The following is a 26,618-nucleotide window of genomic DNA, read 5'->3' as shown; positions in this document are numbered from 1 at the left end:
AAATACCATACAGATTGCTTCAGAGGAAAACCAATGGATACCCGCGCATTCAAGCGATCGCTACACAGTTCCGAAAACTACCACCGCAAAGGCTTTGGTCACGGTGAGGAAGTAAACCAGCAGCTGCAAGGGGAGTATCAAAGTTCGCTGATTCAACAAATCCGCGCCAATGGCTATCGCTGGCAACAGGGGGATGTAACGATTCGCTTGGCGGAGGCCTTTGGCTTTTGTTGGGGGGTAGAACGTGCCGTTGCCTTGGCCTATGAAACCCGCACCCACTTTCCCACCGAGCGCATCTGGATCACGAATGAAATTATCCACAATCCCTCGGTGAATGAGCGCCTGCGGCAAATGGCCGTGGAATTTATTCCGGTGGTCAATGGGGCAAAGGACTTTAGTGAGGTGCGCCAAGGGGATGTGGTGATTTTGCCCGCTTTTGGTGCCAGTGTCCAAGAAATGCAACTGCTGAATGAGCGGGGCTGCACGATTGTCGATACCACTTGCCCGTGGGTGTCGAAGGTGTGGCACAGTGTTGAAAAGCACAAAAAGGTCAATTTCACCTCGATCATTCACGGTAAGTACAACCACGAAGAAACGATCGCCACCAGTTCCTTTGCGGGCACCTATTTGATTGTGCTCAACCTCGAAGAAGCCCGCTATGTCTGCGATTACATCCTCAAAGGGGGCGATCGCGAGGCCTTCATGGCCAAGTTTGCCAAGGCCTGTTCTGCGGGCTTTGACCCCGATCGCGATCTGGTGCGGGTCGGCATTGCCAATCAAACAACGATGCTCAAGGGGGAAACCGAACAAATTGGCAAACTCTTTGAACGCACGATGATCCAAAAGTATGGTCCCGATCGCCTCAATGAGCACTTCATGAGCTTCAATACCATCTGCGATGCCACCCAAGAACGCCAAGATGCGATGCTGAACTTGGTCAAGGAACCCTTAGATCTGATGGTGGTGATCGGTGGCTACAACTCCTCGAATACCACCCACCTTCAAGAAATTGCCATTGAACATGGGATTCCTTCCTACCACATTGATTCTGCCGATCGCATTGGGCCGGGGAATCGCATTGAACACAAACCGCTGCATCACGCTCTCACCGTTACCGAGAACTGGCTGCCCGATCGCCCAATCACCATTGGCATTACGTCCGGTGCCTCCACTCCCGACAAGGTGGTCGAGGCGGTTCTCAATAAAATTTTTGCCCTGCGGTCTGTGGTAGCGGTTTCCTAGGCCTCTGATGCTTGGGTCAAATCCCAAGCGGGCGATCGCTGACAACTGATCTCGTAGAGGGCAATACCGACTGCCACTGATGCATTGAGGCTATTGGTGCGCCCCGCTAGGGGAATAGCGACAATCTCATCGCAGTGTTTTTGGGTTTGTAGGCTAATCCCTTCCCCTTCACTGCCAACGACAAAGACGGTGGGGCGATCGAAGGTAATTTTCGGTAGGGGCACCGCGCCACGTTCCGAGAGGCCATAGATCCAATAGCCCGCCGCCTTCAGGGTTTCAAGGGCTTGATTGAGGTTAATCACCCGTGCCACCGGTAAATACTCCAGCGCCCCTGCGGCGGCTTTGGCCACTGTTGCAGTAATGCCCACGGCTCGCCGTTGAGGAATAATCATTCCTTGCATGCCCAGTGCTTCTGCGGTGCGGATCATGGCACCGAGATTTTGCGGATCCATAATGCCATCTGCCGCTAGAAGAACGGGTTGATTCACGGTTGCGGCCTTGGCCAAGAGATCCTCAAGAGACCAGTAGTGATAGGCAGCCACCTGAAGGGCAATCCCCTGATGGCGCCCCCCTTGGCACAGTTGATCGAGGCGTTCGGGGGTTACAGTATCAATGATCGCTCCTTGCTGTTTAGCTTCATTCAAGCGTTGATGAAAGCGTGGATCATAGCGCAGCGAGGGAATCACCCAAATACGGTTGCAGGGACGGCCACTTTCAAGGGCTGAGAGCACGGCATGGCGACCATAGAGGAGTTCGGGGACATCCTCGGCAGTTGGGGGTGCTTTCCGAATTGGTTGAGCTGGGGTGCGTCGCTGGGGGCGAGGAGGGCGGGTCGCGGTCGGTCGGTTTTTTTTGCGGGGACGAGGTTTCTCGGTCATGAAGAGTCACTAAGATTGCAGATCTTCCCTAGGGTGTTCGCTGAAACATCGCAAGGGGGCGATCGCCATCATAGAACGTCAATGTATTTCCCTCAATGCGGTAGCGGTTCGTTTGCTCAAGGGTCTGTAAAAACGACATCTCCATCCTTTGTGCCCGTTGGCCAATACAGGCGCGCCGCGTTGTCGCCACTGCCGAAAACCGCAATTGCTGGCCATTGACGCTGTAACCACCGTTAAAGTTATTGCAGCCACTAAAGCCCGTTGCTCGCTGGGCATTGCTATCAAACTCAATAAACGCCGTATTCATGGGATTGCGCGGTGGCATCGGCATATTGGCTAGGCGCTGCAGTTGCCAGCGGCCACTGAGGGGACTTTCCGTCGCACCCGCTTCAAAGGTTAATAGCAGGCGATTGCCCTCAAAGAGTTGCAGCGTATTTCCTTGAACGCGGTAGCGATTGGTGCGACTTAGTCCCTGTAGCATCTGGGTTTCCACACTCTGAAGGGGTTCTTGGCCGCAGAGGCGTTGGGTGGTGGCTAAGGGGGCAAAAAGCAGCCGCGGGCCGTTGGCGGTGTAGCCACCATTAAAGCTATTACAGCCCGTAAAACCATTGGCACGGCGGTTAGCACTATCAAACTCAATAAAGGCGGTATCCACTGGCACGGCTTGATTGCCAATGCGTCTGAGACGCCAGCGTTGACCGCTGAGGCTCAGTTCTGGGGGTTGGGAGGGAGGGTTATTTGCTGTTGCTTGTGTGGAAACCGCCACAGGCACCAAGCGCGGCAGGGGTAGGAGTCCCCCTTCGAGGCGATAGGTGACAGTACTGATGCGACTGGGGCAACAGAGGGGATCATTGGGCGTGTAGCGGGCAAAGTCTGCGGTGAAGGTGCCATCGTTTTGGAACTTGACCTCGCCTAGGAATGAGCCATCAGCGCGGGAATCCATGAGATTCGGCGATAGCGTTCCCAAGTAACGTCCTCCGGAAAAAACAAAGGCCTGATACCCCATCGGGCGACACATGCCATCAAAGCGACTATTGCCAAGAATAATTTCCACATTCTGATGGCGAATGGGGGTGCCCACGAGATACCAGCCTCGCTGTTGGATCAGGCGATCGGCCATGGATTGGGGAGAACGTAGGGTGCTGCGACAGCGGTTCAACTCACTGGGATCAGGATTGCCCCGTGGGGGAATCTCTAGGATAGGAAGGTTGGGATTCCAGTTGCGCGGCGGTTGATCGAGCCAAGACTGGGGGGCGGCGAAACTCATGGGGGCGATCGCCAGCGTTGTGGTGACTGTGTAGAGCGTTGCCAAGCCAACCGCAGTGGGAAACTTAATCATGGTGATGAAAGACCAAGCTCTATGGGGGTATCTCTAGGGACGTACAGAGAGTATAGGGGTTCCCTATCGATTCCCTCGCAAAAGATCAAGAAACCTTTAGCAAGGACGCTAGGGTCAGACCTTGGGCGATGCTGTAGTGCCCATAGCTAAAAACGCGGGGCACATCGGAGTGCAGATGCTGGGCAATTTCGCGGTAGGCGTAGGGACTGCCATAGACCACCAGACCCGCCAGTTGATTTTGGGCTTGCAGTCGTTCGAGGGTGGCGATCGCTGGCGCACTTAAACTTGCTTTGCCTCGGAAGGGATTGCCACGACTAAACACCTGCACTAAGGTCGGTGCCTTGGGGAAGCCCTCAATCATGGTGAGGGGCGTTTGCTGATCAATCACCACCCGTTGGTCAAAGCCCCAAGTGGGGGGCAGTGTCAATGCGGGACAAGTACGGTTCAAAAAGCTAGCGTGCAGAGTATCATCCACGATCAGACAATTCACCCCTAAGGGCACAGGTTGCAAGGCTTGGCCAGCCCGCTCGAGACTGTCTTGGGCAATGGTGGTGGCCACCTCAACGGCTGGTGTCGTTTGGAAATAGTCCAACTGTAATGCTAGAGGCTGAAGGCGAGCCTTCGCGGCTTGAATGCGGGCTACAGCGGCCTGAATGCGCTCAGGAGGAATCCGCCCTGACTCAACGGCGGCAACCACCGCTTCAATGGCTGCCGGCGGATCCAAGGGCATGAGCAGAATATCGGCACCTGCTTCTACGGCTTTGACGGCAGCTTCGGCGGTACCGTAGGTGTTGGCGATCGCCCCCATGACCAAGGCATCGGTTACAATTAGACCCTTAAACCCCATCTCTTGGCGCAGGATTCCCGTGAGAATCGGGGGAGACAGGGTGGCGGGTCGCTCGGCATCCAAGGCGGGTAGGTGGACATGGGCGCTCATGACGGTATCCACCCCGGCAGCAATGGCAGCAATAAAGGGCGGCCATTCAATAGCTTGCAGGCGATCGCGATCGTGGGGAATCACGGGCAGTTCCAAATGCGAATCCGTGGCTGTATCCCCATGGCCGGGAAAATGCTTTGCCGTTGTGAGCACTGGATAGGCCCGTGCCCCTTGAATAAACGCGGTTGCAAGGGCACTCACAATGTCTGGCTCCTCGCCAAAGGCGCGCACATTAATCACTGGGTTTGCGGGATTATTATTCACGTCCACCACCGGGGCGAGAACCCAATTCAAGCCAATGGCTAAAGCTTCGGCTGCGGTGTATGCCCCCATTTCCTTTGCAAGGTCAACCGCCCGTTTTCGGTTCTTTTGGGCAATGGCGCCTAAAGCTGCTGGCGGGGGAAATTGTGTGGCACCACTGAAGCGTTGACCCACCCCCTCCTCAATATCCGCTGCTAGTAATAGTGGAATCGTGGCCCAAGATTGGAGTTGCCGACAGCGTTCTGCCACTTCGACGGCACTGCCCCCCAAGAGAATCACCCCACCAACTCCCCAGTCTTTAATCCAGTGTTTTAAGGTGTTTTGGGGCGGCTCCCAAGCGGGATACTGAATCTGGCTGTCGTAGAGGTAGCCACTGGCTCGTACAACCACCATCTGCGCCACCTGTGCCCGCAGTGAAAGATCAGAAAGAGGGGAAATAAATGTCATGGGTGTGATCTCATTCAGAGCAAAATTTCACAAATGAATAACTTTCTTATTCAGCATATAAAAAATTGTCTCAAACTCCCTCAGGTAACTGGTCTGATTTTTTATACTAAAAGTACAGCCTTTACAGCCCTTTTCTAAGTACGGGCTGCATAAGGGGAAATGAACCTCCTCTATAGGAGCCTTAGTTGTTTTGAGTGTGTTCCATTCATGTGAAAAGGGCTGTACCTAATGATCTTGAGGCAAAGTCCGATTCCGTTGCTCCGGTAGAGCAAGTTTCAAGTTTTTCCTGCGGTGTTCAATCATTAAGCCAAAGGCTGAAGCCTAAATCGCTTTCTTTAGGAGTTGACCTATGTTAAAAGCACTACGTGAGAAACTGCAAAGTATGATGGTCTTTTTGATGGAGGCATTTGGGCGCATCTTCACCCCTCGCAATGATCACTATCCTTCCACAGGAGCACAGCCCTTTACGGGAACACCCTCCCGTAAGAGTTAGTTACTGTCTTCCGCAAGCAGAATCCCTGTAGAGACTTTACAGGTAAAAATAACTGGTATTCCTTCCGCATCAGCTCCGCCATAGCGGCAATCATGGGGCTGGTGCAGTTTTTTATGAGCTTGGGGCGATCGCCCAAACTGTTAAAACCTAGAAATAACGCTCAGCGCTAAGGGTACCACCAAAAGGTTGCAACCACTGAATCTAACGGCATATTTCAGAATCAGTTAAGGAATATTTCAGATATTGAATTTCCCGTTAACATTTGAGCATTCCCAAAGGCCTATGCTAACTTAAAAGTAGGCACAGAAAGAAAGGTTAACGATAAGAGTGAACTTAAGGCTTGTGCCTCCCAGTCCTTGAGTTCGGGATAAAGCAAAGTTACTCCAAGATAAATCTCACTCCTGTCTTGCGAGTAATATCAAAACCAATCCTTTGAGCTTCACCGTTGTATAGTTGTCCTCTCGCTTTATCCAGCCTTATCGTTTGTGTGGTTACTGCCGAAGTCCCCATCCTGTCGTCCATGGGAGTTAAGGCAAAGCTAGGTAACCTCCTAGTATCCAAGGTCGTCAACGTTGACAGCAATCCATTACCTAGTGTCCATGCTCCAAGCTTGATCGGTTGAGATCGCCTAGTGGGGGTTTTGATCGCCAGCTAAAACCACGTTTTGTCCACGTTAGTTGTTGAGTTACTTCGTCATTGCTAACTTCGTTAGGGGTCTTGCTGCCATCAGCTTGACCCCCTCGTTTTATGTTTAGGCTATGGCGTGAGTTGCGGTTGTCGCATGGCGCGTGCCAGTTCTGCTGCTACTTCTGGACGCGAAAACTCTGGAGGTGGCAATTCGCCCCGGCGCAGCATTTCCCGTACCTTTGTCCCTGAGAGGTGAATGCGCTCTTCGGGTTTGCTGGGACTGGTTTTACTGGTGGCCATAGACTGGGTGCGGGTGCAGTAGAAGGCATGCTCAAATTTCAAGGGAATAATCCCCAAGGCTGCTGGATCAAATTCATCGAAGATATGTTGGGCATCGTAGGTGCCGTAGTAGTCCCCCACACCCGCGTGATCGCGACCAACAATGAAATGGGTACAGCCGTAGTTCTTACGGACGAGGGCATGGAAAATCGCTTCCCGTGGCCCTGCATAGCGCATCGCTGCCGGATTAATGGCCAGAATCACCCGATCTTTGGGGAAGTAGTGCTCGAGCATGATTTCATAGCAGCGCATCCGCACATCGGCGGGAATATCATCCTCCTTGGTGGCACCTACGAGGGGATGCAAAAAGAGACCATCGACGATTTCAAGGGCACATTTTTGGATATATTCATGGGCGCGGTGGATCGGATTGCGGGTCTGGAACCCCACAATGGTGCGCCAACCTTTTTCACGGAAGAGGGCACGGGAATCCACCGGATCAATGCAGTAGTTGGGAAATTGGGGATGGGGATGCCGCTCTAGGAGCCAAATCGGGCCTGCAAGGTTGACTTCTCCCTGTTCATAGACCACCTTGACACCGGGGTGTTTGTCATCTTCAGTGCGATAGACACAGCGCGCCTCACGGCGTTTGTCATAGGTATATTTTTCGGTGAGTTCGAGAATACCCAAAAACTGACCCGCTGCGTTATCGAGGCGAATGGTTTGGCCAATTTCTAGGCGAGCAGCCACCTCCGCACTGACAGAGAGGGTAATGGGAATTGACCAAGGCAAACCATTGGCAAGGTACATTTCTTCAACGACCCGCTCGTAGTCGGCCTGTCCCATAAACCCCGTCAGAGGACTAAAGCCACCAATGGCGATGAGTTCTAAATCGGAGACAGCGCGCTCATCAAGGGTAATGCGGGGCAATTGATCGGCACGGGCGAGCCACGCCTGTTTTTGTTCGGAGGAGAGAATCCGATTGACGAGGATACCGCCGTGGGGGGCGATCGCATCCTTTGTCTGTACTGTCGGTGATGGACTCAATGTGGAACTCCTTTTTGGGGTTGGATGAACCTGTTGCAAAACTTCATAACTAAGATAGAAGTCATTATTGGACGAATAGGTGCATGAGACAACTGGTAGACCCCTATCGTTATGGCGTCGAGCGGGAGTGGTGCTGGCGAGGATGGCAGAGTCGCTATAGCTTTTGGTGGCCTGCTGCTGTAGATGAGAAGAAGGGGAGATCTCCAGTGATTTTGCTCCACGGCTTTGGGGCGTCTCTACGGCATTGGCGATACAATCTTCGGGTTTTGGGAGACTATCAGCCGACCTATGCTCTCGATTTAATAGGATTGGGGGCAGCAGAAAAGCCCATTGCGGCCTATGGGGCTGAGTTTTGGGCGGCTCAGGTTCATGCCTTTTGGCAGAAGATTGTCGGGCAGCCAGCGGTGATTGCTGGCAACTCCATTGGGGCGTTGATTGCCCTGACCTGTGCTTATCGCTATCCGCAGATGACGGCGGGGGTGGTGATGCTAAGTCTGCCGGATCCAGCGGTGCGCGAGGAGTTGATTCCGAGGGCGATCGCTCCCCTTGTGAGCGGAATTGAACAGATTTTTACGGCTCCTTGGCTGCTGCGCACCCTTTTTTACGCGATTCGCCGTCCCTTCATTGTCAAGCGTTGGGCACAATTGGCCTACGCCAACCCCAACTGTGTGGATGATGAATTGCTGGACATCCTGCTCACCCCTGCCTATGACCGTGATAGCGATCGCGCCTTTGGGCAAATCATTCGCGCCATGAGCCGCACGGACTTTGGGCCGAGTGCCAAGACAATGCTCAAGAGCGTGCCCCAACCCCTATTGCTGATTTGGGGACGACAGGATCGCTTCATCCCGCCAATGCTGAGCCAGCAGTTTCAACAGGTACAACCAAGGATGCAGGTGGTGGAGTTGGATCACACGGGGCACTGTCCCCACGATGAGCAGCCCGATCGCGTCAATGCGTTGCTTTTGGATTGGTTGCGCAGCCACGAACTTGGGAGGGGTTGAGTCCTACGGTTGCAGGCTCTATGATCACGACAATCTTCAGAGTTGGCATGGCAGATGTTTAGGCTGATTACGGTTTTCTGGGCGTTTATTTTTATTGGTGTTTTGCTGCTGTTGGGGCGAATTGTGCGGCAGCGTTGGGCACTGATGCGATCGCTCTATATGCCCAGTTCAGTCATTGCGGGCGTTTTGGGACTCATTCTTGGCCCTAGTGTCCTTGGGGCGATCGCCAGTCAAATTGCTCCCAACTCCGGTTTAGGGAACGGTCTTTTTGCCGAAGACATCCGCGAAGTTTGGAAACAGTCTCCCAGTATTTTCATCAACATAGTTTTTGCCTGTCTATTTCTAGGGGAGATCATCCCTAGCCCTCGGGAAATTTGGCAGAAAGCTTCACCGCAGGTCGCCTTTGGTCAGATTTTGGCTTGGGGGCAATACGTGGTGGGGCTGCTGCTGACGTTGCTTGTTCTCACTCCTGTATTTGGCATGGATCCAATTGCTGGTGCCCTGATTGAGATCACCTTTGAGGGGGGGCATGGGACTGCCGCCGGCATGGCCGATACCTTTAGGGAGTTAAACTTTACCGCTGGGGCTGATATGGCCTTGGGCTTGGCCACTGTGGGCTTAGTCTCTGGGGTGGTTTTTGGAGTGGCACTGATCAACTGGGCACGGCGCACAGGACGCTTGCAGATCAAACCCTTGGTGGACTCTGAAACCGCGGAGAATCTCGACCCTCATCCCCACGATGACCTAGAAACACGGCAACGGCGGCGACAACTGCTGCGGGAGTTACTCATTGATCCTTTGTCATTAAATTTCTGTTTTGTGGGTTTGGCGATTATTGTGGGCTGGGTGATTCTTGAAGCGCTGCGACTCCTAGAGCGTCTCACTTGGGGACAAACGGGTTTAAAGCTCATGGCCTATGTGCCCCTATTTCCCTTGGCGCTGATCGGTGGCATTATTGTGCAGCTCATCCTGACCCGTTGGCGCAAACAGTACCTGATTAGCCGGCCACTGATTAACCGTATTGGCGGTGTCGCCTTGGATGTGACGATTATTACCGCCTTGGCCACCCTCTCTTTAGCCGCCATTGGTGAAAATCTCATTCCCTTTCTCCTCTTGAGTGTGGGGGGAATTGCTTGGAATCTCTTTGTCATGCTCTATTTAGCGCCGCGAATTTTGCCCATGTTCTGGTTTGAGCGGGGAATTGGCGACATGGGGCAATCGATGGGGGTGACATCTACTGGGCTATTGCTGATTCGTATGGTGGATCCCCACAACCAATCGGGCGCCTTGGAAAGTTTTGCCTACAAACAGATTCTTTTTGAGCCGATTGTCGGCGGTGGGTTATTTACGGCGGCGGCACCAATTCTGATCCGTAATTTTGGGGTGGTGCCTGTACTGGCGCTCACGGGCGGGCTGTTAGGCCTGTGGTTAGTGTTTGGATTCTGGAACTATGGCCAAATCCGGCGATCCTTGGCGCAAAATTGACCCCATTCAGGGAGAACCCTAGAATAGAAACGACTTGAGCCGCTGTGCTGTCTCAGGTAAAAGCCGTGTTGTGAGTTTGCCGATGACCTCTGTGCTCCTCAAATCCGTTGTTGAAAGTGATGAACGTGCCGATCTGCGCCAATTTTCACGCATCCTGCAACTAGGGGAAAAACGCTATCTCCTGCGCAATGATATTTTGGGCGCCTTTGCAGATTACTGTCGCGACCTCGATCGCCCTGTCCCCACACCCTTCGAATCCCGCCTCAGCAAGCTGGTGTTCTATACCCAAGAGATCATTGTTGACAACGAAAGTCTGTGTTGGATTATTCGGCCACGGATTGCGCAGCAGGAGGTGTGTCGGCTGCTGGTGGAGGATTTGACGATCGTGCCGATGACAATTCCAGAGCTACTGGATCTGCGCGATCGCCTAGTCAATCGGTACCATCCCAATGAGGGGGATGTTTTTGAAATTGATGTCCAGCCCTTCTATGACTACTCGCCAATTATCCGTGATGCCAAGAATATCGGTAAGGGGGTGGAATTTCTCAATCGCTATTTATCCAGCAAGCTTTTCCAAGACCCGCGCCAGTGGCAGCAGAACCTCTTTAACTTTTTGCAAATTCACCGCTACAACGGCTATCAACTTCTGATCAATGAGCGGATTCGCTCTCCTCAGCACCTCTCAGAACAGGTGAAGCAAGCTCTTGTGGCCTTGAGCGATCGCGCCTCCGACGAGGCCTACAGTGAGTTTCGCTTTGAACTCCAAAATCTGGGCTTTGAACCGGGTTGGGGCAATACGGCGGCACGGGTACGCGACACCCTAGAAATTTTAGATCAACTCTTAGATTCGCCCGATCACCAAGTGCTAGAGGCCTTTGTCTCGCGGATTCCGATGCTCTTTCGCATTGCCCTCATTTCTCCCCACGGCTGGTTTGGCCAAGAGGGGGTGCTGGGGCGACCCGACACCGGCGGGCAGGTGGTCTATATCCTCGATCAAGTGAAAAGCCTCGAAAAACAAATGCGGGAGGATTTAGAACTGGCCGGGCTGGGGGTACTGGCAGCACAACCTAAAATTATTGTCCTGACTCGCCTGATTCCCAATGCCGAAGGGACGCTGTGCAACCAACGCCTAGAGAAAATCTACGGCACCAACAACGCTTGGATCCTGCGGGTGCCGTTTCGGGAATTTAATCCCAAGGTGACCCAAAACTGGATTTCTCGCTTTGAAATCTGGCCCTATTTGGAAACCTTTGCCATTGACGCGGAGCGGGAGTTGCGGGCGGAATTTGGCCATGTGCCCGATTTAATTATTGGTAACTATTCCGATGGCAACTTGGTGGCTTTTTTGCTGGCGCGGCGAATGAAGGTGACCCAATGCAACATTGCCCATGCCCTCGAGAAATCCAAGTACCTCTTTAGTAACCTCTACTGGCAGGACTTAGAGGATAAATATCACTTCTCAATGCAATTTACGGCGGATCTGATTGCCATGAATGCTGCCAACTTTATCATCAGCAGCACCTACCAAGAGATTGTGGGCACACCCGACAGTATTGGCCAGTACGAGTCCTATCAATCCTTTACGATGCCTGACCTGTACCATGTGGTGAACGGCATTGAACTCTTTAGCCCGAAATTTAATGTGGTGCCACCGGGGGTGAATGAACAGGTTTACTTTCCCTACTACCACTATACGGAGCGGCTAGAGGGCGATCGCCAGCGGTTGGAAGAACTGCTCTTTACCCTTGAGGATCCGCAGCAGATCTATGGTTACTTAGAAAATCCGAACAAACGCCCTCTCTTTTCGATGGCACGGCTGGATCGGATTAAAAACCTCACAGGACTGGCAGAAGCCTTTGGCCGCAGCAAAGAACTGCAAGAGCGGTGTAATTTAATTTTGGTGGCAGGGAAATTGCGTACCGAAGACTCCAGCGATCGCGAGGAAATCGCCGAAATTGAGAAGCTCTATCAAATCATCCACGAGTACAATCTCCACGGTAAGATTCGCTGGCTAGGGATTCGTTTACCGAAAGCAGATTCGGGGGAAGTTTACCGCATCATTGCCGATCGCCAAGGGATTTTTGTCCAGCCGGCGTTGTTTGAAGCTTTTGGCCTGACGATTTTGGAAGCCATGATCAGTGGTCTGCCCACCTTTGGTACCCGCTTTGGTGGCCCTCTGGAAATTATCCAAGATGGGGTGAATGGTTTTTATATCAACCCAACCCACCTAGAAGAAATGGCGGAGACTATCCGCCGCTTTATAGAGGCTTGCGATCGCGATCCGCAGCAGTGGCAACGAATTTCCAAAGCGGGTATCCAGCGGGTCTATAGCACCTACACTTGGAAAATTCACTGTACACGCCTGCTTTCCCTTGCCAAGATCTACGGCTTCTGGAACTTCTCTTCCCAAGAAAACCGCGAAGACATGATGCGCTATATGGAGGCACTCTTCTATCTGCTCTATAAACCCCGCGCCCAAGCCCTATTGGCAGAACACATGCAGCGGTGATATGGGTTTAGCGACTAGGTGGGAAGCCCCGCGATCGTCGAGAGTATGTTACACGTAATGGTAATCGATCGCCCAGCGAGCCAATTCAGTGCGATTATGGCAGCCGGTTTTACCCAAAATATTGCTGACATGGCTTTCTACGGTACGCTGACTGACATGTAGTTCTGCCGCAATTTCACGATTCAACATTCCGCGGGCAACGTATTGGAGAATTCGGGTTTCTGTGGGAGTGAGTTCGACACCGGGGGGTGGTGTAGGCGCAGGAGGGGATTGCAGTCGTTGCGCTTCCCGCAGGCGAGCCGTTTGTTTGAGGAGGGCTTGGATTTGGGCGAGGAGTTCATCCGGTTCGAAGGGCTTGACTAGGTAAACATCACCGCCGGTTTGCAACCCTTTGATGCGATCGTGGGTTTGCCCCTTGGCCGAGAGAAAGAGCACCGGTAACCAACTGAGGTGTGTTTGTTGTCGCACTGCACTGACAAAGCTATAGCCATCCATCTGGGGCATCATCACATCACAAATAATTAAGTCGGGCGTCTGCTGCTGCAGAATTGCCAGACCTTCGTTGCCATGGGCTGCCGTCAGTACACGATACCCCTGCATCTCAAGGTAATCCTTGACCAAGAGGACAAGATTAGGGTCGTCATCTACCAGTAGAATCGTGGCATTTTGCGCAGGGGACGCCTCAAGGTTCATACATTCAGAGCAGTTAACGGTGCTGACGCCAAGTCTTACTAAGAATGAGGGTGCTCCTATAGGATAGCTTATTCCTGTTGGGGGGAAGCATTGGCCAGCTCTGGAGACATCTCCTTTGGCGCCGTGGCAATCTGAGAACGTCCCGCTGCCTTAGCGGCATAGAGGGCATCATCGGCTATCTTCACCAGTTGTAGTAAGGTCTCCCCGTGGGTGGGAAACTGACTGATGCCGGCACTAAAACTCACCTTGAAGCTGTCATGGTTGGGGGCGTGGAAGGTATGGTTGCGCAATCGCTGTAAACAGATGGCAAGGCGGTGTTTGGCCACATCAAGGGAAATATCATAGAGGGCAATTAAAAATTCTTCGCCACCCCAGCGAGCCACGACATCTTCCATCCGTAGGGACTGTCGCAACATTCGAGCGGTGGTCACCAATACCTGATCGCCAACGTCGTGACCATAGGTGTCATTGATGCGTTTGAAATGGTCTAAATCCAAAACGGCGATGCAAAGAGTTTGCTGTTGGCGGTTGGCAAGGGTCAAAAAGCGTTCAATCTCTTCTGTGGCTTTACGACGATTGCTCAATCCCGTGAGGGGATCTACCTCTGCCAAGCGTTTCAGGAGGCGGGTGCGCTCTAGGCGATTGATGATCCGCGTCATTAGCTCAGGGCCGACAATTGGCTTGCTAACAAAATCATCGGCGCCAGCGGCAAAGAGTTGGGTGACAAGGGCTGGATCGGTGGTTGCGGTAAGAAAAAGAATTGGCAGCTGGTTCCAGTGGGGATCATTGCGCACCACTTGGCAGAGTTCTAGGCCGTTAATGCCGGGCATTTGGACATCGAGAATAACCAATTCGGGGTTGGTGGCCTCTAGGACATCCCAAAATTGATCGGGATCCTGAAGGGAGGTGACACTCATTCCCCAGGGTTCCAAGAGCCGTTTCAAGATGGCTAGGGTGACGGCGTCATCATCCACGGTCAGGATACTAGCGGAGGTCATTTCTTGAGGTTGCAGTAACTGTTCGAGAGTCTGCAAGAGTCGCTCAAGATCAACAGGCTTACTCAAGGTGATCCGTGAGCCAAGGCGAATGGCGGCGAGGCGATCGCGCCAGGTGTCACGGGCAGTAAATACTAGGGCGGGGATGGGGGGACGATGTTGCCGCAACTGCTGCAAGAACTCGCGGGTGGTTACCTCATCAGGCATCACTTCAGGATTGAGAATGACAGCATTGGGCCAGCATTCCTCAAGTAAGGTGTTGACCAGCGGCCAGCTATCCATTGCGACGTAGCGGAACCCACCATCAACGGAGTGCTCCTCAAGGGAGCGAACTAACTCGGCGTCGTTATCAATGTGCAGGACAAGGGGCAGGCCTGAGTCGTTATGATTGTCAGGCTTGGAGGTGGCGATCGCGCTGAGGAGCTGCTGGACGATTTCAAGGAGCGCTGCTGGGGAGCAGGGATAGTGGTAATAAATCACTTGGGTTTCTGGCTGGGTTGGCCAATCCTTGCGGGTAAGAATCAAAATTGGCTCTTGAAACCCGCGATCGCGCACCTGCTGGCAAAAGGCCTCAACTGCCGTGCCTAAATGGGACTCATCCACAATCAATAGGTGATAGCGACTACTGGCCAATAGTCCCCAGAGGTCTTCAGAGCGAGCAACGACATCCACCCGATGATCCGCAGTGGTCAAGATGGAGACCAACGTTGCTGCCGTTGCCACGTCGTCGTGATAAAGCAAAATGGCCATACTTGCTCGCCAACAGCCTATTGCTATTACCCTACTGCCTTGGCTTGATCTTGCTCAAGTTCTCGGAGATACAGATTGCCGCTGGAGGGGAGTTACATATCTTTACATTTTATCCTTGCCAGATGCTAATAATTCTCAATAGTGGTGCTATAGTAGGCCTAGGCTTTATTGAGATTTATCCTCAATAAGTTCAGCGTCGATATTATGCGTTTATCGAAGGAGGAATGTATGGCGATCGCCAGTGAATCCCCAACCTCTGTGACTACACCACCACCAACAGGTGCAGGTTTACAAACCTATGGCCAAGCCAATGTCAAGTACGACTGGTGGGCAGGCAATGCCCGATTCGTGAACCTGTCGGGTCTATTTATTGCTGCCCATGTGGCGCAAGCAGCGCTAACTGTCTTTTGGGCGGGTGCCTTTACGCTCTACGAAATTTCCCAATACAAACCCGATCTACCCATGGGGGAACAGGGCTTGATTTTGCTGCCCCATTTAGCGACCTTAGGGTTTGGCATTGGCGAGGGCGGTAAAGTTGTGGATCTGTACCCCTACTTTGTCATTGGCGCCGTGCATCTCATTTCCTCAGCCGTGCTGGGTGCGGGTGCCCTCTTTCATACCTTTCGTGCCCCTCACGATCTCAGTACCGCCACAGGGCGGGCGCGGCGCTTCCATTTCCGCTGGGACGATCCGAAACAACTGGGGATTATTTTGGGGCATCATTTGCTCTTTTTAGGGTTTGGTGCCTTGCTATTAGTGCTCAAAGCAACCATCTGGGGCGGGTTGTACGATGCCAATTTGCAGACGGTACGCCTTGTCACCCAGCCCACCTTGGATCCCTTTGTCATCTATGGCTATCAAACCCACTTCGCCAGTATTAACAATTTGGAAGATCTCGTGGGCGGGCATATCTATGTTGCCCTCTTGCTCATTGCGGGTGGCATTTGGCATATTCTTGTGCCGCCGCTGAATTGGGCACGGAAAGTGCTGATGTTTAATGCTGAAGCCATCCTTTCCTACTCCCTTGGCGGCATTGCCCTCGCGGGATTTGTGGCGGCCTATTTTTGTGCGGTGAATACCCTCGCCTATCCCGTAGAGTTTTACGGACCACCCCTAGAAGTGAAACTGGGAATTGCTCCCTACTTTGCGGACACCATTGATTTACCCCTTGGGCAGCATACCCCGCGGGCTTGGTTGGCCAATGCCCACTTCTTCCTTGCCTTTTTCTTCCTACAGGGTCACCTTTGGCATGCCCTGCGCGCCATGGGATTCAATTTCAAACAATTGGAGACTTTTCTCAATCCAGCTCTTGAAAATTAATTGCAATAGTTCCCCTCTTGAGCCATAGGTGCTGCCCTCGGTCAGAGCGATCGAGGGTTTTTTATGAATTCAAGGCAGGCTTTCATTTTTTTGGGAACGTTTGGTACCCCTGAGCTGTCGGGCGATCGCTGGCGCAAAGAAAATCAAAAAGGCAACTTGCGCCGTGAAGACCCAGCCATAGTACCGCAGGACAGGATGTAAATCCCACTGCGCCATAAACCCTAGACTGGCCACTGTCCATAGGAGAATGAGGGTTGGCAGCAGCAGTTGGCGTTTTGGCCGAGCCATGATTAAGATTCTGCTGGAGTGTCGTTTTGCATGGCCTGCATGCGGGCTTTGGCTTTGGCCGCACTTTTTTTCAGGGCTTGCAGACGCATCTCATAGCGTTTGCGTTGGCGGCGATTGGGGGCTTGCTCAATTAGGAGCTTGAGGGCACTGCCAAGGCTTTTGTAGGCGTTAGGGAGTTCATAGCCAAAACGAGTCGCAAGGGCGATCGCCCGCTCATCAGCAGCAATGGCTTCCTTGAGAACCTTTTCACCATTATTGCGCTGGTAGAGCCGCCAGCCCGAAAAGCCACACAGCCCAAGGGCAAGCAGCAGCAACAGGCCATCCTGCACCCAGAGTTCTCCCACAGCACCCCCTAAACCAATCGCCAGTGCTGCCATCTCCCAGCCATCGCGGGGAATCGTGTCATTTTGAATGCGGGCGACCTCATGCCAAAAGAGGAGATTGCGCTGATCCTTGGCCAATTGATCCCAACGGGCTAAATCAATTTGAATCTCCACCTCATCTTTGCCAATTTCTTCGCAGGTAATGAGGGGAGGATTCACCCCACTGGCCGGTTCGATCGTCACCCAGCTTTGCAGCTCTGGTGGCAAGAGAGACTTGAGACGACGCAATTCTGCTAAGTCAGAACGGGCAACTGAGGATGCAGCCGAGGTCATAGCACAAGAAAATCCAAGGGTATTTCTTACCTATCTTAACAGTTTAAGGCTAACCAATCGGGATGACAGGATTTGAACCTGCGACCCCTTCGTCCCGAACGAAGTGCGCTACCAAGCTGCGCTACATCCCGATAACTTATCTAAGATAACACTTGCTGGGGTTTTCCTCAATGGCGATGGAGCGGTTGGCACAACCTAGGAAATTTAGTCCAGTTTTAGTCCATAGTTCAAACTATGGCAGTGAAAACCCTCTTCAAAAGGGAGTTTGAAAAATCTGCTCTATTGCGGCACCCACAATCGGTCAAACAGAACCAGTCAGGTAGAGCCGTTTTCCAAGGGTTTAATAGCAACGCTTGTCTCTGGGGATGGCAACTGTAAACCTTAAGGAGAAGAACATCCCCCTCTCAAGTACGGTCAGATTTCGAGATCACCTTAAGTCGCGTGTTTGCCCTGATTCGTCTTGTTCATCTGCTCACAGCAGAACATTGCCCGCCGAGACAGCTCTACCGCACCAGAAAAAGGATCCTAGTCGCTCTTCTTTACCTGATTGACAACGCTCGGCTTTTTCCCGACATGGACGATCCGCAGGTGTGGTACACCGATTACTACGATTTAATCGTTGCTGCCAAAGCGCTGGGAAGGGGGGATGACACCTTACCCCACTGACCTGAAAAACCCAATGAGTTCAAACGCTACTTGGACATCACAAGCTCTGACCTCGCTGGCTTGTTTATTTGTTTTATCGAGGCGGAGATGACCCAATCGCAGAAAAACAGCATCAAAACTTGGCTAACGACAAAACTTAGGCAAATTTTCAAGCTGCCTTTATGAGCAAGGGTGATTTCTAAACCCATAGGGACTTTCGTCGTTTTGAGCGGGTTTGATCGCCGTGACTTGCAGGAGCTTTGCGCATCCATAAAAAACGCTCTTTGTAAAATCTCTTATGAGATTAAATATCTTAATAAAAGACTTTTTACAAGTCTCAATATCTCACTTAAGACAAAATTCACACCAAAACTTTCAAATAGACCCAGCTCTTAGGATGATTGGAGATAGGTTAAGACTTGCTAAAGTCACGGTGCCACTGCAAAGCTGTGCTATAAATTGAGAATTATATGCAATAACTAGCTTTCAAAAAATCATTAAATGCAATATGTCATCACCTTTGTGGCCACCCTTTACCTATATCGCCGACCCCCATTCTCGAAGACAGCGATGGAGACGAGGCATGTCTAATCTGATTTCCCTTGCTGAAGCTAAGGTGGGCGATCGCTACTGCATTGTGAAGTTAATGTGCAGCAATACCCAGCAACTGTTGGGGATGGGTCTGGCACCGGGGGCGATAATTAGCATCTTACATCGGGGCGATCGCGGGGCAGTCATGGTGGCTCTTGACTCAAAGCGGTTTTGTGTGAACCACGAGCTAGCCCAAAACATCTTGCTCAAAGAGCTGGAATTGGCAGCTGTAAACCTACGCAGTGCCCCCCTTGGTGCTCGCCTGCGCATTATCGGCTATGCCCCTACCACCCCCAGTTACAAACGCAAATTATTAGCCATGGGTTTAACCCCCGGCACCGAAGTTGAGGTTGTCCGCCATGCCCCCTTGGGTGATCCCACAGATATTAAGGTGCGAGGCTTTCATTTGAGCTTGCGTAAGGATGAAGCTGATGCCCTCAAAGTCCATCTGCTCTAGCAAAGGAGTGTGACATGGCAGCAACAATTGCGTTAATTGGTAACCCAAATTGTGGCAAAACAACAATTTTCAATGGTCTTACGGGGGCAAATCAGCGGGTAGGGAACTGGCCAGGAGTTACTGTTGAGCGCAAGGAAGGCCGCTATCGGGATCGCGACATCACTGTCCAAGTTGTGGATCTACCGGGGGTCTATGCCCTCGATGCTGAGGATAGCACTGGCTTAGACGAGCAGATTGCCCGCAAGTTTCTATTGGCGGGGGAATATGACTTGGTAGTGAATATTCTGGATGCCGCTAACTTAGAGCGCAATTTTTACCTCACATCACAATTGCTTGATCTAGGAGTCCCCCTCATCCTTGTCCTCAACATGATGGATGTGGCTCGTGCCACCAAAATCAAGATGGATATCCCAGCCTTGAGCCAGCGCTTAGGTCTACCGGTGCTGCCTTTTTGTGCCAAACAACAACAGCATTTTGCTCAACTGCGGCAAACTATTCGCACTGCCTTGGCAGCACCACCTGTTTCTAGCGTTAGTGTGCCCCAACCCCCTGTGATTGAAGAGGCTATTGCTGATTTGCTGACTCAAGGCCTCAAAAATCGGGCACAGGCCTTGGCTTGGCTGCAATATATTGAATCAGTTCCCAATGATGTTGTAGCACCACTGCGCCAATGGCGAGAGCGGATTCACCAGACCCTAGGAGAAGACATAGACCTTGTGATTGCCGATAGTCGCTATTGCTGGATTCAGCACCTAATGGCTGAGGTTCTGGAACAGGGCGATCGCCTGACAACAACAGTCTCTGATCGCATTGACCGCATTGCACTCAACCGCTGGTTGGGAATTCCCATTTTCTTGGCCGTCATGTACTTGATGTTTCTCATCTCAATTAACGTGGGGGGTGCCTTTATTGACTTTTTTGATATTGGTGTCGGAACGCTGGTCGTGGGTTGGCCAACCCAAGTGCTGGAAACATTTAATGCCCCCGGTTGGCTCATTGGTCTTCTGGCAGAGGGAGTGGGGGGCGGTATCCAAACAACGGCAACATTTATTCCTCAAATTGGCTTGCTCTTTATTTTTCTCACACTTCTTGAAGACTCTGGTTATTTAGCACGGGCAGCCTTTGTCATGGATCGGTTGATGCGCTGGCTGGGCTTACCCGGTAAGTCCTTTGTACCGATGATGGTTTCCTTTGGCTGCAATATCCCCGGCATTATGGCCACCCGCACACTCGAGAATCGGCGTGATCGCCTGATGACGATTTTGATGAATCCCTTTATGTCCTGTGGTGCCCGCCTACCGGTCTATGCCCTGTTTGTTGCTGCTTTCTTCCCCCGCAACGGCCAAAATATCGTGTTTTTGCTTTATATGGTGGGAATTGCCGCAGCCATCTTCACGGGATTCTTGCTGAAGCGCACCCTCTTTCAAGGAGAGATTGCTCCGTTTGTAATGGAATTGCCCCCCTACCGTTTACCCACCTTCAGAGGGGTACTCCTGCGGGCTTGGGAGCGGCTAAAAACCTTTATTAGTCGAGCGGGCAAGATGATTGTCGTCCTTGTGGTCATTCTCGGACTGCTCAACTCTGTCGGCACCGATGGTCGCTTTGGCCAAAAGGATAGTACTCAATCGATTTTGAGCGCCTTTAGTCGCCAAATTACGCCGATTTTCTCGCCAATGGGGATTCAGTCCGACAACTGGCCAGCAACCGTAGGACTCTTTACGGGGATCTTTGCCAAGGAAGTGATGGTGGGAACGATGGATGCCCTCTATACAGAGTTAGCTCGCCAAGAAGCCCAAAGCACTGAAGCTGGAGATAGACCAGAAGAACCCTTTTCAGTTTGGGGGGGATTAAAGGAAGCGGTGCTCAGCATTCCCAAAAATCTCAGTGAGCTGGGGCAACGGGTGCTTGATCCTTTAGGGTTCCATGTGTTGCAAGAGGCAGATAACCCCGAAGCCGCAGCTGAACTTCAGAGCGTGCACTACACAACATTTGGCCAGATGGCACAACGGTTTGGCACGACAACGGCAGCGATCGCCTTCCTGCTCTTTGTTTTGCTCTACTTTCCCTGTGTATCGGCCACTGCCGCCGTCTATCGAGAAACCAATTTGGGCTGGACTATCTTTGTAGCGGCTTGGACAACGGGATTGGCCTACTGGGTCGCCACTGCTTACTACCAACTCATGACCTTTGCGGCGCATCCGATGTTCTCGCTAATTTGGTTACTGGCTCTAGGGGCAGTGATGGGGATGGTAATCATGGCCTTGAAATATTGGGGCGATCGCCAGCGGTTTTCCTCGCCACAGGGGACATAATTATGCTCTTGCAACTGCAGGACTATATTCAGAAGCACCACGTGGTTTCCTTGGAAGAATTGGTTGCCCATTTTCAGGTACCGCCAGCGATGATTGAACTGATCCTTAGCCAACTCATCCGCAAAGGACGGGTGAAAAAAATCATCCCTAGCCACTGTGGCGGCTGTCATCAGTGTGGTTTTTACCCTCTTGAACTTTACGAATGGAGAATCAACAATGCTATCCCAAGCAATGACCAACCGGCTCAATGAGCAAATCAACCTTGAGATTTATTCAGCACATCTCTACTTGCAGATGAGTTCCTGGTGTGCCCACAAAGCCCTTGAGGGTTGTGCGGCGTTCCTCAGTCAACATGCTGATGAAGAAATGGCACACATGCGGCGGCTTTTGAACTACATGCATGAAACCGGTGCCTTGGCAATCCTAGGCGGTATGGAAGCTCCCCCACACACATTTCAGTCCCTGCGGGAGATGTTCAGTAAAGTTTATGAGCATGAACAGTTTGTAACTCACAAAATTAATGAGTTAGTGCAGTTAGCGGATACGGAGCCTGACTATGCGACGTTGCAATTTTTGCAGTGGTATGTGGCCGAGCAGCACCAAGAAGAGTTTTTGTTCAAGAGTATCCTTGACAAGATTGAACTGATTGGCACGGAGGGGCAAGGACTCTTCTTTATTGATCAGGAAATTGGCAGGCTTGCCCAAACCAAAGGAACCACGACAATGCAGTCAACGCCCGCAGCCTAAAGCCAAAAGGGTGCCGCTTCAGAAAGTGTCATGTGTCGCTACAGGAGTTCCCAAGGACTCAGAGTATCTTGTAGGTAGTGAGGAGTGATTCGCAAACAAAAGTCCTGGGGTCGAAACACGGCAAGACTCCCGGGGCTTTTTATTTTGGGCGAAAGCCGTTACCTTAAGCGTATGCCTCTGCGAATTTCTGGCCAGCGATCGCTCAAAACCCTTTCCGGTCACAGTACCCGTCCCACCCGTGCCAAAGTTCGCCAAGCCATTTTCAATATTTGGCAGGGTCGCCTCCAAGGATGTTGCTGGCTGGATTTGTGTGCTGGTACCGGTGCCATGGGAGCAGAAGCCCTGCTGCGGGGTGCCCAGTGGGTGGTGGCGATCGAACAGTCTCCCCAAGCCTGTCAAGTCATCCGCCAAAACTGGTCAACCCTTGCCCAGCCCCATCAGCACACTTTAGTTTTGCGGGGAGATGTGCGCCAGAAATTGACCCAAGTCCCTGTGCCTCAGTTTGACTTCATCTACTTTGATCCTCCCTATAATAGTGACTTATATCTACCCGTTCTCCAGTTAATTTGGCAGCAAAAGTGTCTTAGCCCTGAGGGAGAAATTGCTGTTGAGTGTCGCACAAAAAATCCACCAGATTTAGAGGCGATCTTAGCGATCGGCTGGCAGCAGCAACGCATTAAAACCTATGGCAGCACGACAGTACTCTTCTTGGTTTGTCACAAAAATTGACATTTACAGACATTGGTGGTGCGGAGTTGGTGGCGTGGCAGTTGCAGGAGGCGATTCAAGCGAGATACATTGTCCATGAATATTCTTCAGCGGGTTGCTGTGGGAGACTGAGCTTTGGGGTGGCCTTACTGATTCCGCGGGGAAATGATTCCCCCTTAGAGCTGTTTAATGCAGCGGATTAGGCGCTTTATGAAGCCAAGCACCAAGAGCGCAATCACGTCATCGTCAAACCCATTGTGCAGTCTCCCACCATCCCCCCTAGCTGTTCCTTTAAGAGAAGGATTGTATGCAAACTCGTCCCCTTGGTCGTACAGATATCCAAATTACGCCACTCATTCTTGGCACGTGGCAAGCGGGCAAGCGTTGGTGGGTCGGTATAGAAGATGAGATGTCCATTCGCACGATCCGCACGGCTGTGGAAGCAGGGATGACTACCATTGATACGGCTGAGGTCTATGGCGATGGGCATTCAGAGCGGATTGTGGCCGCAGCGGTCGGTGATTTGCGCGATCGCTGTGTCTATGCAACAAAGGTGTTTGCTAACCACTTGCGCTACAAGGAGGTCATTGCCGCCTGCGAGCGATCGCTGCGCAACCTGAACACTGATTACATTGACCTCTACCAAATTCACTGGCCTGCCGGCTCCTTTGGCTCAGAAATCGTGCCCATCGAGGAAACCATGCAAGCCATGGTGGAGTTGCAAGTGGCGGGCAAAATCCGTGCCATTGGGGTCTCCAACTTTTCCCGTGCTCAACTGGCGGAGGCGATGCAGTACGGACGCATTGAGAGTGTCCAGCCCCCCTATTCCCTCTTTTGGCGCTGGGCAGAAACAGAACTCATCCCCTTCTGTATTGAGCATGAGATTACCGTTTTGGCCTACTCCTCTCTCGCCCAAGGGTTGCTCACGGGTCGCTTTGGTCCCGGCCACCAGTTTGACCCTGAGGATAACCGTGCTAAAAACCAGCTCTTTCAGGGAGAAACCTACGACCGTGCCCTTGAAGCGATTGAGTTGATGAAACCGATTGCCCAGAGCTTGGGCAGCAGTGTCGGGAATTTGGCGTTGGCTTGGCTACTGCATCAACCGCAAACCTGTGCCATTGTTGGTGCCCGCCATCCGGAACAAGTGCTAGAAAATATCAAAGCGGCTGACCTTCAGTTAGATAAGTCCATTTTGGCCATGCTCGATGAAATTAGCCGGCCGGTCATTGCTACCCTTGATCCGGAGAATCCAGTAATGTGGAAGTGGTAGTTCAGATCCACTAACGTCTTTATGGAACTCCTCGGTCTGGGTGCAATTGTTCTCTACTTCTTGATTGCGCTGCGCTTTTGGCAAGGGTTTCACCGCACCTACTACACACAATCGCGCTTTGTTCTCAGCGTGCTGTGGCTACCGCTACTGATGAATAAGTCCTATCGAGAAAACTTTCGCCGAGCGTTGCTGGGCTAGGTGACTGGAGCGATTTGGCTGATTGGCGGCACCCAAGAGAGTCGCTGGATTGCCCAATTAATTGTCTGCCAAGGGTTTCCCTGCTGGGTGAGCGTGACCACAGCGGCGGCCTGCCATCTTTATGACGCGCATCCGTTGTTGAGTTGCCATATCGAGCGCTTGACCCCTGAGCGTGCCCGTGAGTTTATCGAGCAACATTCGATTCAAGCCGTGGTGGATGCGTCCCATCCCTTTGCGGTGGCAATCTCTGCCCTTGCCATTGCCATCAGCCAAGAATTTGGCTTGCCCTACCTGCGCTTTGAACGCCCAGCATTTCCGCCAGCTCTTGGCATCTATACTGATTTGCCAACACTGCTGCAAGGGGATCTCCTCATGGGTGAGCGGGTGTTGCTGACCCTAGGAGTCAAACATTTGGCAGCTTTTGCGCCCCTCCAGCGTCAGGCTACCCTCTTTGCACGGATTTTGCCCACAACAAGCGCACTGGAGGCTGCCTTGGCGGCGGGGTTCGATCGCCAGCGCTTAATTGCCATTTTCCCCCCCGTATCGCGAGAGTTAGAGCGTGCCCTCTGGCAACAGTGGCAGATTACAACGGTGGTGACCAAGGCCTCGGGTACCGAGAGTGAGCAGATCAAGCAGACCCTTGCCCGTGAGCTGGGGGTGAAGCTGATTACCCTGCAACGCCCTGCTCTGGTCTATCCGCGCCAAACGAGCGATCGCGCCGGTATCGAGGCCTTTTTGCAGGAATTAGCCACCTCTAAACAAAGCGATCAGTCACTGCCCCCAGACTACTAGAAGACACGAGTTTGGCATACTTGGCCAATACCCCACGGGTATAGCGAGGTGCCGGGGGCTGCCATTTAGCCCGCCGCGCTGCCAGTTCTTCCTCACTGACATTCAGTTGCAGCAGCCGCCGATGGGCATCAATGGTGATCGAGTCTCCTTCTTCCACAAGGGCGATCGTGCCACCCACTGCCGCCTCTGGGGCAACGTGACCCACGACCATGCCATAGGTTCCACCAGAGAAGCGACCATCGGTAATGAGGCCAACACTATCCCCTAAACCGGCACCAATAATGGCAGAGGTGGGAGCCAGCATTTCTCGCATCCCCGGACCACCCACAGGGCCTTCATAGCGAATGACAATGACATCGCCGCGGTTGATCTTACCGGCCAAAATGGCCTCTAAACAGGCCTCCTCAGAGTCAAAGACCCGCGCCGGACCGGTAATCTGCGGATTTTTTACCCCAGAGATTTTGGCGACAGCGCCCTCAGTGGCTAAATTCCCTTTGAGAATGGTCAGGTGGCCGGTGGCGTAGAGAGGCTTGTCAAACGGACGAATCACCTCTTGGTTGGGGTCGGGGGTATCGGGCACATCCCGCAGCCGCTCGGCAATGGTTTCCCCCGTAATCGTGAGGCAATCCCCGTGGAGTAGGCCAGCATTGAGGAGCATTTTCATTACTTGGGGAATGCCCCCTGCCCGATGTAGATCCGCAGTCACGTATTTACCCGAGGGCTTGAGATCGCAGAGGACGGGCACCCGCTGGCGAATGGTTTCAAAGTCATCAATGGTGAGGGGAACCTCGGCACTGTGGGCGATCGCCAGAAAGTGCAGCACGGCATTTGTCGAGCCACCGATCGCCATAATCACACTGAGGGCATTTTCAATGGATTTGCGGGTGATAATATCACGGGGTCGAATATTCTTACGAATCGCCTCCACCAGCACCTTGCCCGCCAACTCTGTATTGTCGGCTTTTTCAGCATCCTCCGCTGTCATTGTTGACGAGTACATTAGGCTCATGCCCATGGCTTCAAAGGCTGAGGACATTGTGTTGGCCGTGAACATACCGCCGCAGGAACCCGCCCCCGGACAAGCATGGTGCTCGATGGCATGGAGCGTCGCCTCATCCATTTTGCCGGCACTAAACTGACCCACCGCTTCAAAGGCGCTAACCACCGTCAGGTCTTGACCCTGCCAATGACCGGGCTTAATCGTGCCCCCATAGACAAAAATGGCGGGAATGTTCATCCGTGCCATGGCAATCATCGCGCCGGGCATATTTTTGTCGCAGCCACCAATCGCCAGCACCCCATCCATACTTTGGGCATTACAGGCGGTCTCAATCGAATCAGCAATCACATCCCGCGAGACGAGAGAGTATTTCATCCCCTCCGTGCCCATGGAAATACCATCGCTGACCGTAATTGTGCCAAACAACTGCGGCATTCCCCCCGCTGCCCGAATGCCTGCTTCGGCACGACTGGCAAGGGCAGCAATCCCCATATTGCAGGGGGTAATCGTACTGTGGGCACTGGCCACCCCAACAATCGGCTTGTTGAAATCCTCATCGCCAAAGCCCACGGCTCGCAGCATGGCTCGGTTGGGGGTGCGTTGAACGCCTTCTGTAATGATGCGACTGCGCCAGTTTTCTGCCATAGT

The 26,618-nt window shown here is 52.5% G+C and carries 24 protein-coding genes and 1 tRNA gene; 15 read left to right on the top strand and 10 right to left on the bottom strand.

Annotation, left to right across the window (positions count from 1 at the left end):
* Nucleotides 1-33 precede the first annotated feature (33 nt).
* Nucleotides 34-1,242 (top strand): 4-hydroxy-3-methylbut-2-enyl diphosphate reductase, encoded by a 1,209-nt coding sequence (locus tag RHH27_RS01960; RefSeq protein WP_206200843.1) that lies wholly within the window; start codon nucleotides 34-36, stop codon nucleotides 1,240-1,242.
* On the opposite strand, the gene rlmB is transcribed toward RHH27_RS01960, so the two are convergent.
* The 3 genes from rlmB to RHH27_RS01945 all read right to left on the bottom strand — a co-directional run bounded on the left by rlmB (nucleotide 1,239) and on the right by RHH27_RS01945 (nucleotide 5,104).
* Nucleotides 1,239-2,120, bottom strand: coding sequence for a 23S rRNA (guanosine(2251)-2'-O)-methyltransferase RlmB (gene rlmB, locus RHH27_RS01955; RefSeq protein WP_302678707.1), 882 nt, complete (start codon nucleotides 2,118-2,120; stop codon nucleotides 1,239-1,241). The two genes, RHH27_RS01960 and rlmB, sit on opposite strands and share 4 nt — an antisense overlap.
* Nucleotides 2,121-2,148: 28 nt before the next feature.
* A complete protein-coding gene (locus tag RHH27_RS01950; RefSeq protein WP_206200841.1) occupies nucleotides 2,149-3,459 on the bottom strand; it encodes an META domain-containing protein in 1,311 nt (436 codons plus the stop codon).
* Between the two features lie 85 nt (nucleotides 3,460-3,544).
* Entirely contained in the window at nucleotides 3,545-5,104 is a 1,560-nt protein-coding gene (locus RHH27_RS01945) for a glycoside hydrolase family 3 N-terminal domain-containing protein (protein ID WP_302678706.1), read from the bottom strand.
* A 349-nt stretch (nucleotides 5,105-5,453) separates the two neighbouring features.
* Between RHH27_RS01945 and RHH27_RS01940 the strand changes: the two genes are divergently transcribed.
* Nucleotides 5,454-5,597 (top strand): hypothetical protein, encoded by a 144-nt coding sequence (locus RHH27_RS01940; RefSeq protein ID WP_181495457.1) that lies wholly within the window; start codon nucleotides 5,454-5,456, stop codon nucleotides 5,595-5,597.
* A gap of 756 nt (nucleotides 5,598-6,353) precedes the next feature.
* Here RHH27_RS01940 and sat read toward each other — a convergent pair.
* Nucleotides 6,354-7,550, bottom strand: coding sequence for a sulfate adenylyltransferase (gene sat / locus RHH27_RS01935; RefSeq protein ID WP_302678705.1), 1,197 nt, complete (start codon nucleotides 7,548-7,550; stop codon nucleotides 6,354-6,356).
* Between the two features lie 83 nt (nucleotides 7,551-7,633).
* On the opposite strand from sat, the gene RHH27_RS01930 reads away from it, so the two are divergent.
* The 3 genes from RHH27_RS01930 to RHH27_RS01920 all read left to right on the top strand — a co-directional run bounded on the left by RHH27_RS01930 (nucleotide 7,634) and on the right by RHH27_RS01920 (nucleotide 12,548).
* The gene (locus tag RHH27_RS01930; protein ID WP_302678704.1) at nucleotides 7,634-8,554 is read left to right on the top strand and encodes an alpha/beta fold hydrolase; all 921 of its coding nucleotides are present in this window, start codon (nucleotides 7,634-7,636) and stop codon (nucleotides 8,552-8,554) included.
* A 54-nt stretch (nucleotides 8,555-8,608) separates the two neighbouring features.
* Nucleotides 8,609-10,039 carry a sodium/glutamate symporter gene (locus tag RHH27_RS01925; protein WP_206200837.1) on the top strand — a complete coding sequence of 477 codons (1,431 nt, stop codon included), beginning with the start codon at nucleotides 8,609-8,611 and terminating at the stop codon, nucleotides 10,037-10,039.
* Between the two features lie 82 nt (nucleotides 10,040-10,121).
* Entirely contained in the window at nucleotides 10,122-12,548 is a 2,427-nt protein-coding gene (locus RHH27_RS01920) for a sucrose synthase (RefSeq protein ID WP_302678703.1), read from the top strand.
* A 48-nt stretch (nucleotides 12,549-12,596) separates the two neighbouring features.
* On the opposite strand, the gene RHH27_RS01915 is transcribed toward RHH27_RS01920, so the two are convergent.
* On the bottom strand, nucleotides 12,597-13,241 hold the full coding sequence (locus RHH27_RS01915) for a response regulator transcription factor (RefSeq protein WP_206200835.1): 645 nt from the start codon (nucleotides 13,239-13,241) through the stop codon (nucleotides 12,597-12,599).
* Nucleotides 13,242-13,309: 68 nt separating this feature from the next.
* Complete coding sequence (locus RHH27_RS01910) at nucleotides 13,310-14,986, bottom strand: diguanylate cyclase (protein WP_206200834.1); 1,677 nt, start codon at nucleotides 14,984-14,986, stop codon at nucleotides 13,310-13,312.
* A 228-nt stretch (nucleotides 14,987-15,214) separates the two neighbouring features.
* On the opposite strand from RHH27_RS01910, the gene RHH27_RS01905 reads away from it, so the two are divergent.
* On the top strand, nucleotides 15,215-16,306 hold the full coding sequence (locus tag RHH27_RS01905; RefSeq protein WP_302679141.1) for a chlorophyll a/b binding light-harvesting protein: 1,092 nt from the start codon (nucleotides 15,215-15,217) through the stop codon (nucleotides 16,304-16,306).
* A 69-nt stretch (nucleotides 16,307-16,375) separates the two neighbouring features.
* On the opposite strand, the gene RHH27_RS01900 is transcribed toward RHH27_RS01905, so the two are convergent.
* From RHH27_RS01900 to RHH27_RS01890, 3 genes are all read right to left on the bottom strand, one after another.
* Nucleotides 16,376-16,594 (bottom strand): hypothetical protein, encoded by a 219-nt coding sequence (locus RHH27_RS01900; protein ID WP_206200833.1) that lies wholly within the window; start codon nucleotides 16,592-16,594, stop codon nucleotides 16,376-16,378.
* A gap of 2 nt (nucleotides 16,595-16,596) precedes the next feature.
* A complete protein-coding gene (locus RHH27_RS01895) occupies nucleotides 16,597-17,250 on the bottom strand; it encodes a DUF3318 domain-containing protein (protein ID WP_302678700.1) in 654 nt (217 codons plus the stop codon).
* 57 nt (nucleotides 17,251-17,307) lie between these two features.
* Nucleotides 17,308-17,381: transfer RNA gene (locus RHH27_RS01890), tRNA-Pro, on the bottom strand.
* A gap of 1,022 nt (nucleotides 17,382-18,403) precedes the next feature.
* On the opposite strand from RHH27_RS01890, the gene RHH27_RS01885 reads away from it, so the two are divergent.
* From RHH27_RS01885 to RHH27_RS01845, 9 genes are all read left to right on the top strand, one after another.
* Nucleotides 18,404-18,943: a ferrous iron transport protein A gene (locus RHH27_RS01885; RefSeq protein WP_399364497.1), complete on the top strand. Its 540-nt coding sequence runs from the start codon at nucleotides 18,404-18,406 to the stop codon at nucleotides 18,941-18,943.
* Between the two features lie 14 nt (nucleotides 18,944-18,957).
* A complete protein-coding gene (gene feoB, locus RHH27_RS01880; RefSeq protein WP_302678699.1) occupies nucleotides 18,958-21,255 on the top strand; it encodes a Fe(2+) transporter permease subunit FeoB in 2,298 nt (765 codons plus the stop codon).
* 2 nt (nucleotides 21,256-21,257) lie between these two features.
* Entirely contained in the window at nucleotides 21,258-21,506 is a 249-nt protein-coding gene (locus RHH27_RS01875) for a FeoC-like transcriptional regulator (RefSeq protein WP_206200830.1), read from the top strand.
* On the top strand, nucleotides 21,472-22,002 hold the full coding sequence (gene ftnA / locus RHH27_RS01870) for a non-heme ferritin (RefSeq protein WP_206200829.1): 531 nt from the start codon (nucleotides 21,472-21,474) through the stop codon (nucleotides 22,000-22,002). Before RHH27_RS01875 ends, ftnA begins: the two co-directional genes overlap by 35 nt.
* 171 nt (nucleotides 22,003-22,173) lie before the next feature.
* On the top strand, nucleotides 22,174-22,731 hold the full coding sequence (rsmD, locus tag RHH27_RS01865; RefSeq protein ID WP_206200828.1) for a 16S rRNA (guanine(966)-N(2))-methyltransferase RsmD: 558 nt from the start codon (nucleotides 22,174-22,176) through the stop codon (nucleotides 22,729-22,731).
* Entirely contained in the window at nucleotides 22,728-22,913 is a 186-nt protein-coding gene (locus RHH27_RS01860) for a hypothetical protein (RefSeq protein WP_206200827.1), read from the top strand. The genes rsmD and RHH27_RS01860 overlap by 4 nt, the downstream gene beginning before the upstream one ends.
* A gap of 104 nt (nucleotides 22,914-23,017) precedes the next feature.
* Nucleotides 23,018-23,980 carry an aldo/keto reductase gene (locus RHH27_RS01855; RefSeq protein ID WP_206200826.1) on the top strand — a complete coding sequence of 321 codons (963 nt, stop codon included), beginning with the start codon at nucleotides 23,018-23,020 and terminating at the stop codon, nucleotides 23,978-23,980.
* A 21-nt stretch (nucleotides 23,981-24,001) separates the two neighbouring features.
* Nucleotides 24,002-24,178 (top strand): hypothetical protein, encoded by a 177-nt coding sequence (locus RHH27_RS01850; protein WP_206200825.1) that lies wholly within the window; start codon nucleotides 24,002-24,004, stop codon nucleotides 24,176-24,178.
* Complete coding sequence (locus RHH27_RS01845) at nucleotides 24,179-24,970, top strand: cobalt-precorrin-6A reductase (protein WP_206200824.1); 792 nt, start codon at nucleotides 24,179-24,181, stop codon at nucleotides 24,968-24,970.
* Here RHH27_RS01845 and ilvD read toward each other — a convergent pair.
* Nucleotides 24,933-26,615: a dihydroxy-acid dehydratase gene (ilvD, locus tag RHH27_RS01840; RefSeq protein ID WP_206200823.1), complete on the bottom strand. Its 1,683-nt coding sequence runs from the start codon at nucleotides 26,613-26,615 to the stop codon at nucleotides 24,933-24,935. The two genes, RHH27_RS01845 and ilvD, sit on opposite strands and share 38 nt — an antisense overlap.
* Between the last annotated feature and the right edge of the window lie 3 nt (nucleotides 26,616-26,618).

The organism is Thermosynechococcus sp. PP555 (genome assembly GCF_031583225.1).
In the GTDB taxonomy this organism is placed as follows: Bacteria; Cyanobacteriota; Cyanobacteriia; order Thermosynechococcales; family Thermosynechococcaceae; genus Thermosynechococcus.
Note: the sequence above shows the minus strand (reverse complement) of the source record. Positions and strands in the feature narration are given on the sequence as shown.

Coding starts and splice junctions, on each gene's coding strand:
- RHH27_RS01900 (WP_206200833.1), bottom strand. CDS start 16,594: ATGGCTCGGCCAAAACGCCAACTGCTGCTGCCAACCCTCATTCTCCTA.
- rlmB (WP_302678707.1), bottom strand. CDS start 2,120: ATGACCGAGAAACCTCGTCCCCGCAAAAAAAACCGACCGACCGCGACC.
- RHH27_RS01925 (WP_206200837.1), top strand. CDS start 8,609: ATGTTTAGGCTGATTACGGTTTTCTGGGCGTTTATTTTTATTGGTGTT.
- RHH27_RS01940 (WP_181495457.1), top strand. CDS start 5,454: ATGTTAAAAGCACTACGTGAGAAACTGCAAAGTATGATGGTCTTTTTG.
- ilvD (WP_206200823.1), bottom strand. CDS start 26,615: ATGGCAGAAAACTGGCGCAGTCGCATCATTACAGAAGGCGTTCAACGC.
- RHH27_RS01950 (WP_206200841.1), bottom strand. CDS start 3,459: ATGATTAAGTTTCCCACTGCGGTTGGCTTGGCAACGCTCTACACAGTC.
- RHH27_RS01915 (WP_206200835.1), bottom strand. CDS start 13,241: ATGAACCTTGAGGCGTCCCCTGCGCAAAATGCCACGATTCTACTGGTA.
- rsmD (WP_206200828.1), top strand. CDS start 22,174: ATGCCTCTGCGAATTTCTGGCCAGCGATCGCTCAAAACCCTTTCCGGT.
- RHH27_RS01895 (WP_302678700.1), bottom strand. CDS start 17,250: ATGACCTCGGCTGCATCCTCAGTTGCCCGTTCTGACTTAGCAGAATTG.
- RHH27_RS01960 (WP_206200843.1), top strand. CDS start 34: ATGGATACCCGCGCATTCAAGCGATCGCTACACAGTTCCGAAAACTAC.
- RHH27_RS01930 (WP_302678704.1), top strand. CDS start 7,634: ATGAGACAACTGGTAGACCCCTATCGTTATGGCGTCGAGCGGGAGTGG.
- RHH27_RS01850 (WP_206200825.1), top strand. CDS start 24,002: ATGGAACTCCTCGGTCTGGGTGCAATTGTTCTCTACTTCTTGATTGCG.
- RHH27_RS01875 (WP_206200830.1), top strand. CDS start 21,258: ATGCTCTTGCAACTGCAGGACTATATTCAGAAGCACCACGTGGTTTCC.
- RHH27_RS01920 (WP_302678703.1), top strand. CDS start 10,122: ATGACCTCTGTGCTCCTCAAATCCGTTGTTGAAAGTGATGAACGTGCC.
- RHH27_RS01910 (WP_206200834.1), bottom strand. CDS start 14,986: ATGGCCATTTTGCTTTATCACGACGACGTGGCAACGGCAGCAACGTTG.
- feoB (WP_302678699.1), top strand. CDS start 18,958: ATGGCAGCAACAATTGCGTTAATTGGTAACCCAAATTGTGGCAAAACA.
- ftnA (WP_206200829.1), top strand. CDS start 21,472: ATGCTATCCCAAGCAATGACCAACCGGCTCAATGAGCAAATCAACCTT.
- RHH27_RS01945 (WP_302678706.1), bottom strand. CDS start 5,104: ATGACATTTATTTCCCCTCTTTCTGATCTTTCACTGCGGGCACAGGTG.
- RHH27_RS01885 (WP_399364497.1), top strand. CDS start 18,404: ATGTCATCACCTTTGTGGCCACCCTTTACCTATATCGCCGACCCCCAT.
- RHH27_RS01855 (WP_206200826.1), top strand. CDS start 23,018: ATGCAAACTCGTCCCCTTGGTCGTACAGATATCCAAATTACGCCACTC.
- RHH27_RS01905 (WP_302679141.1), top strand. CDS start 15,215: ATGGCGATCGCCAGTGAATCCCCAACCTCTGTGACTACACCACCACCA.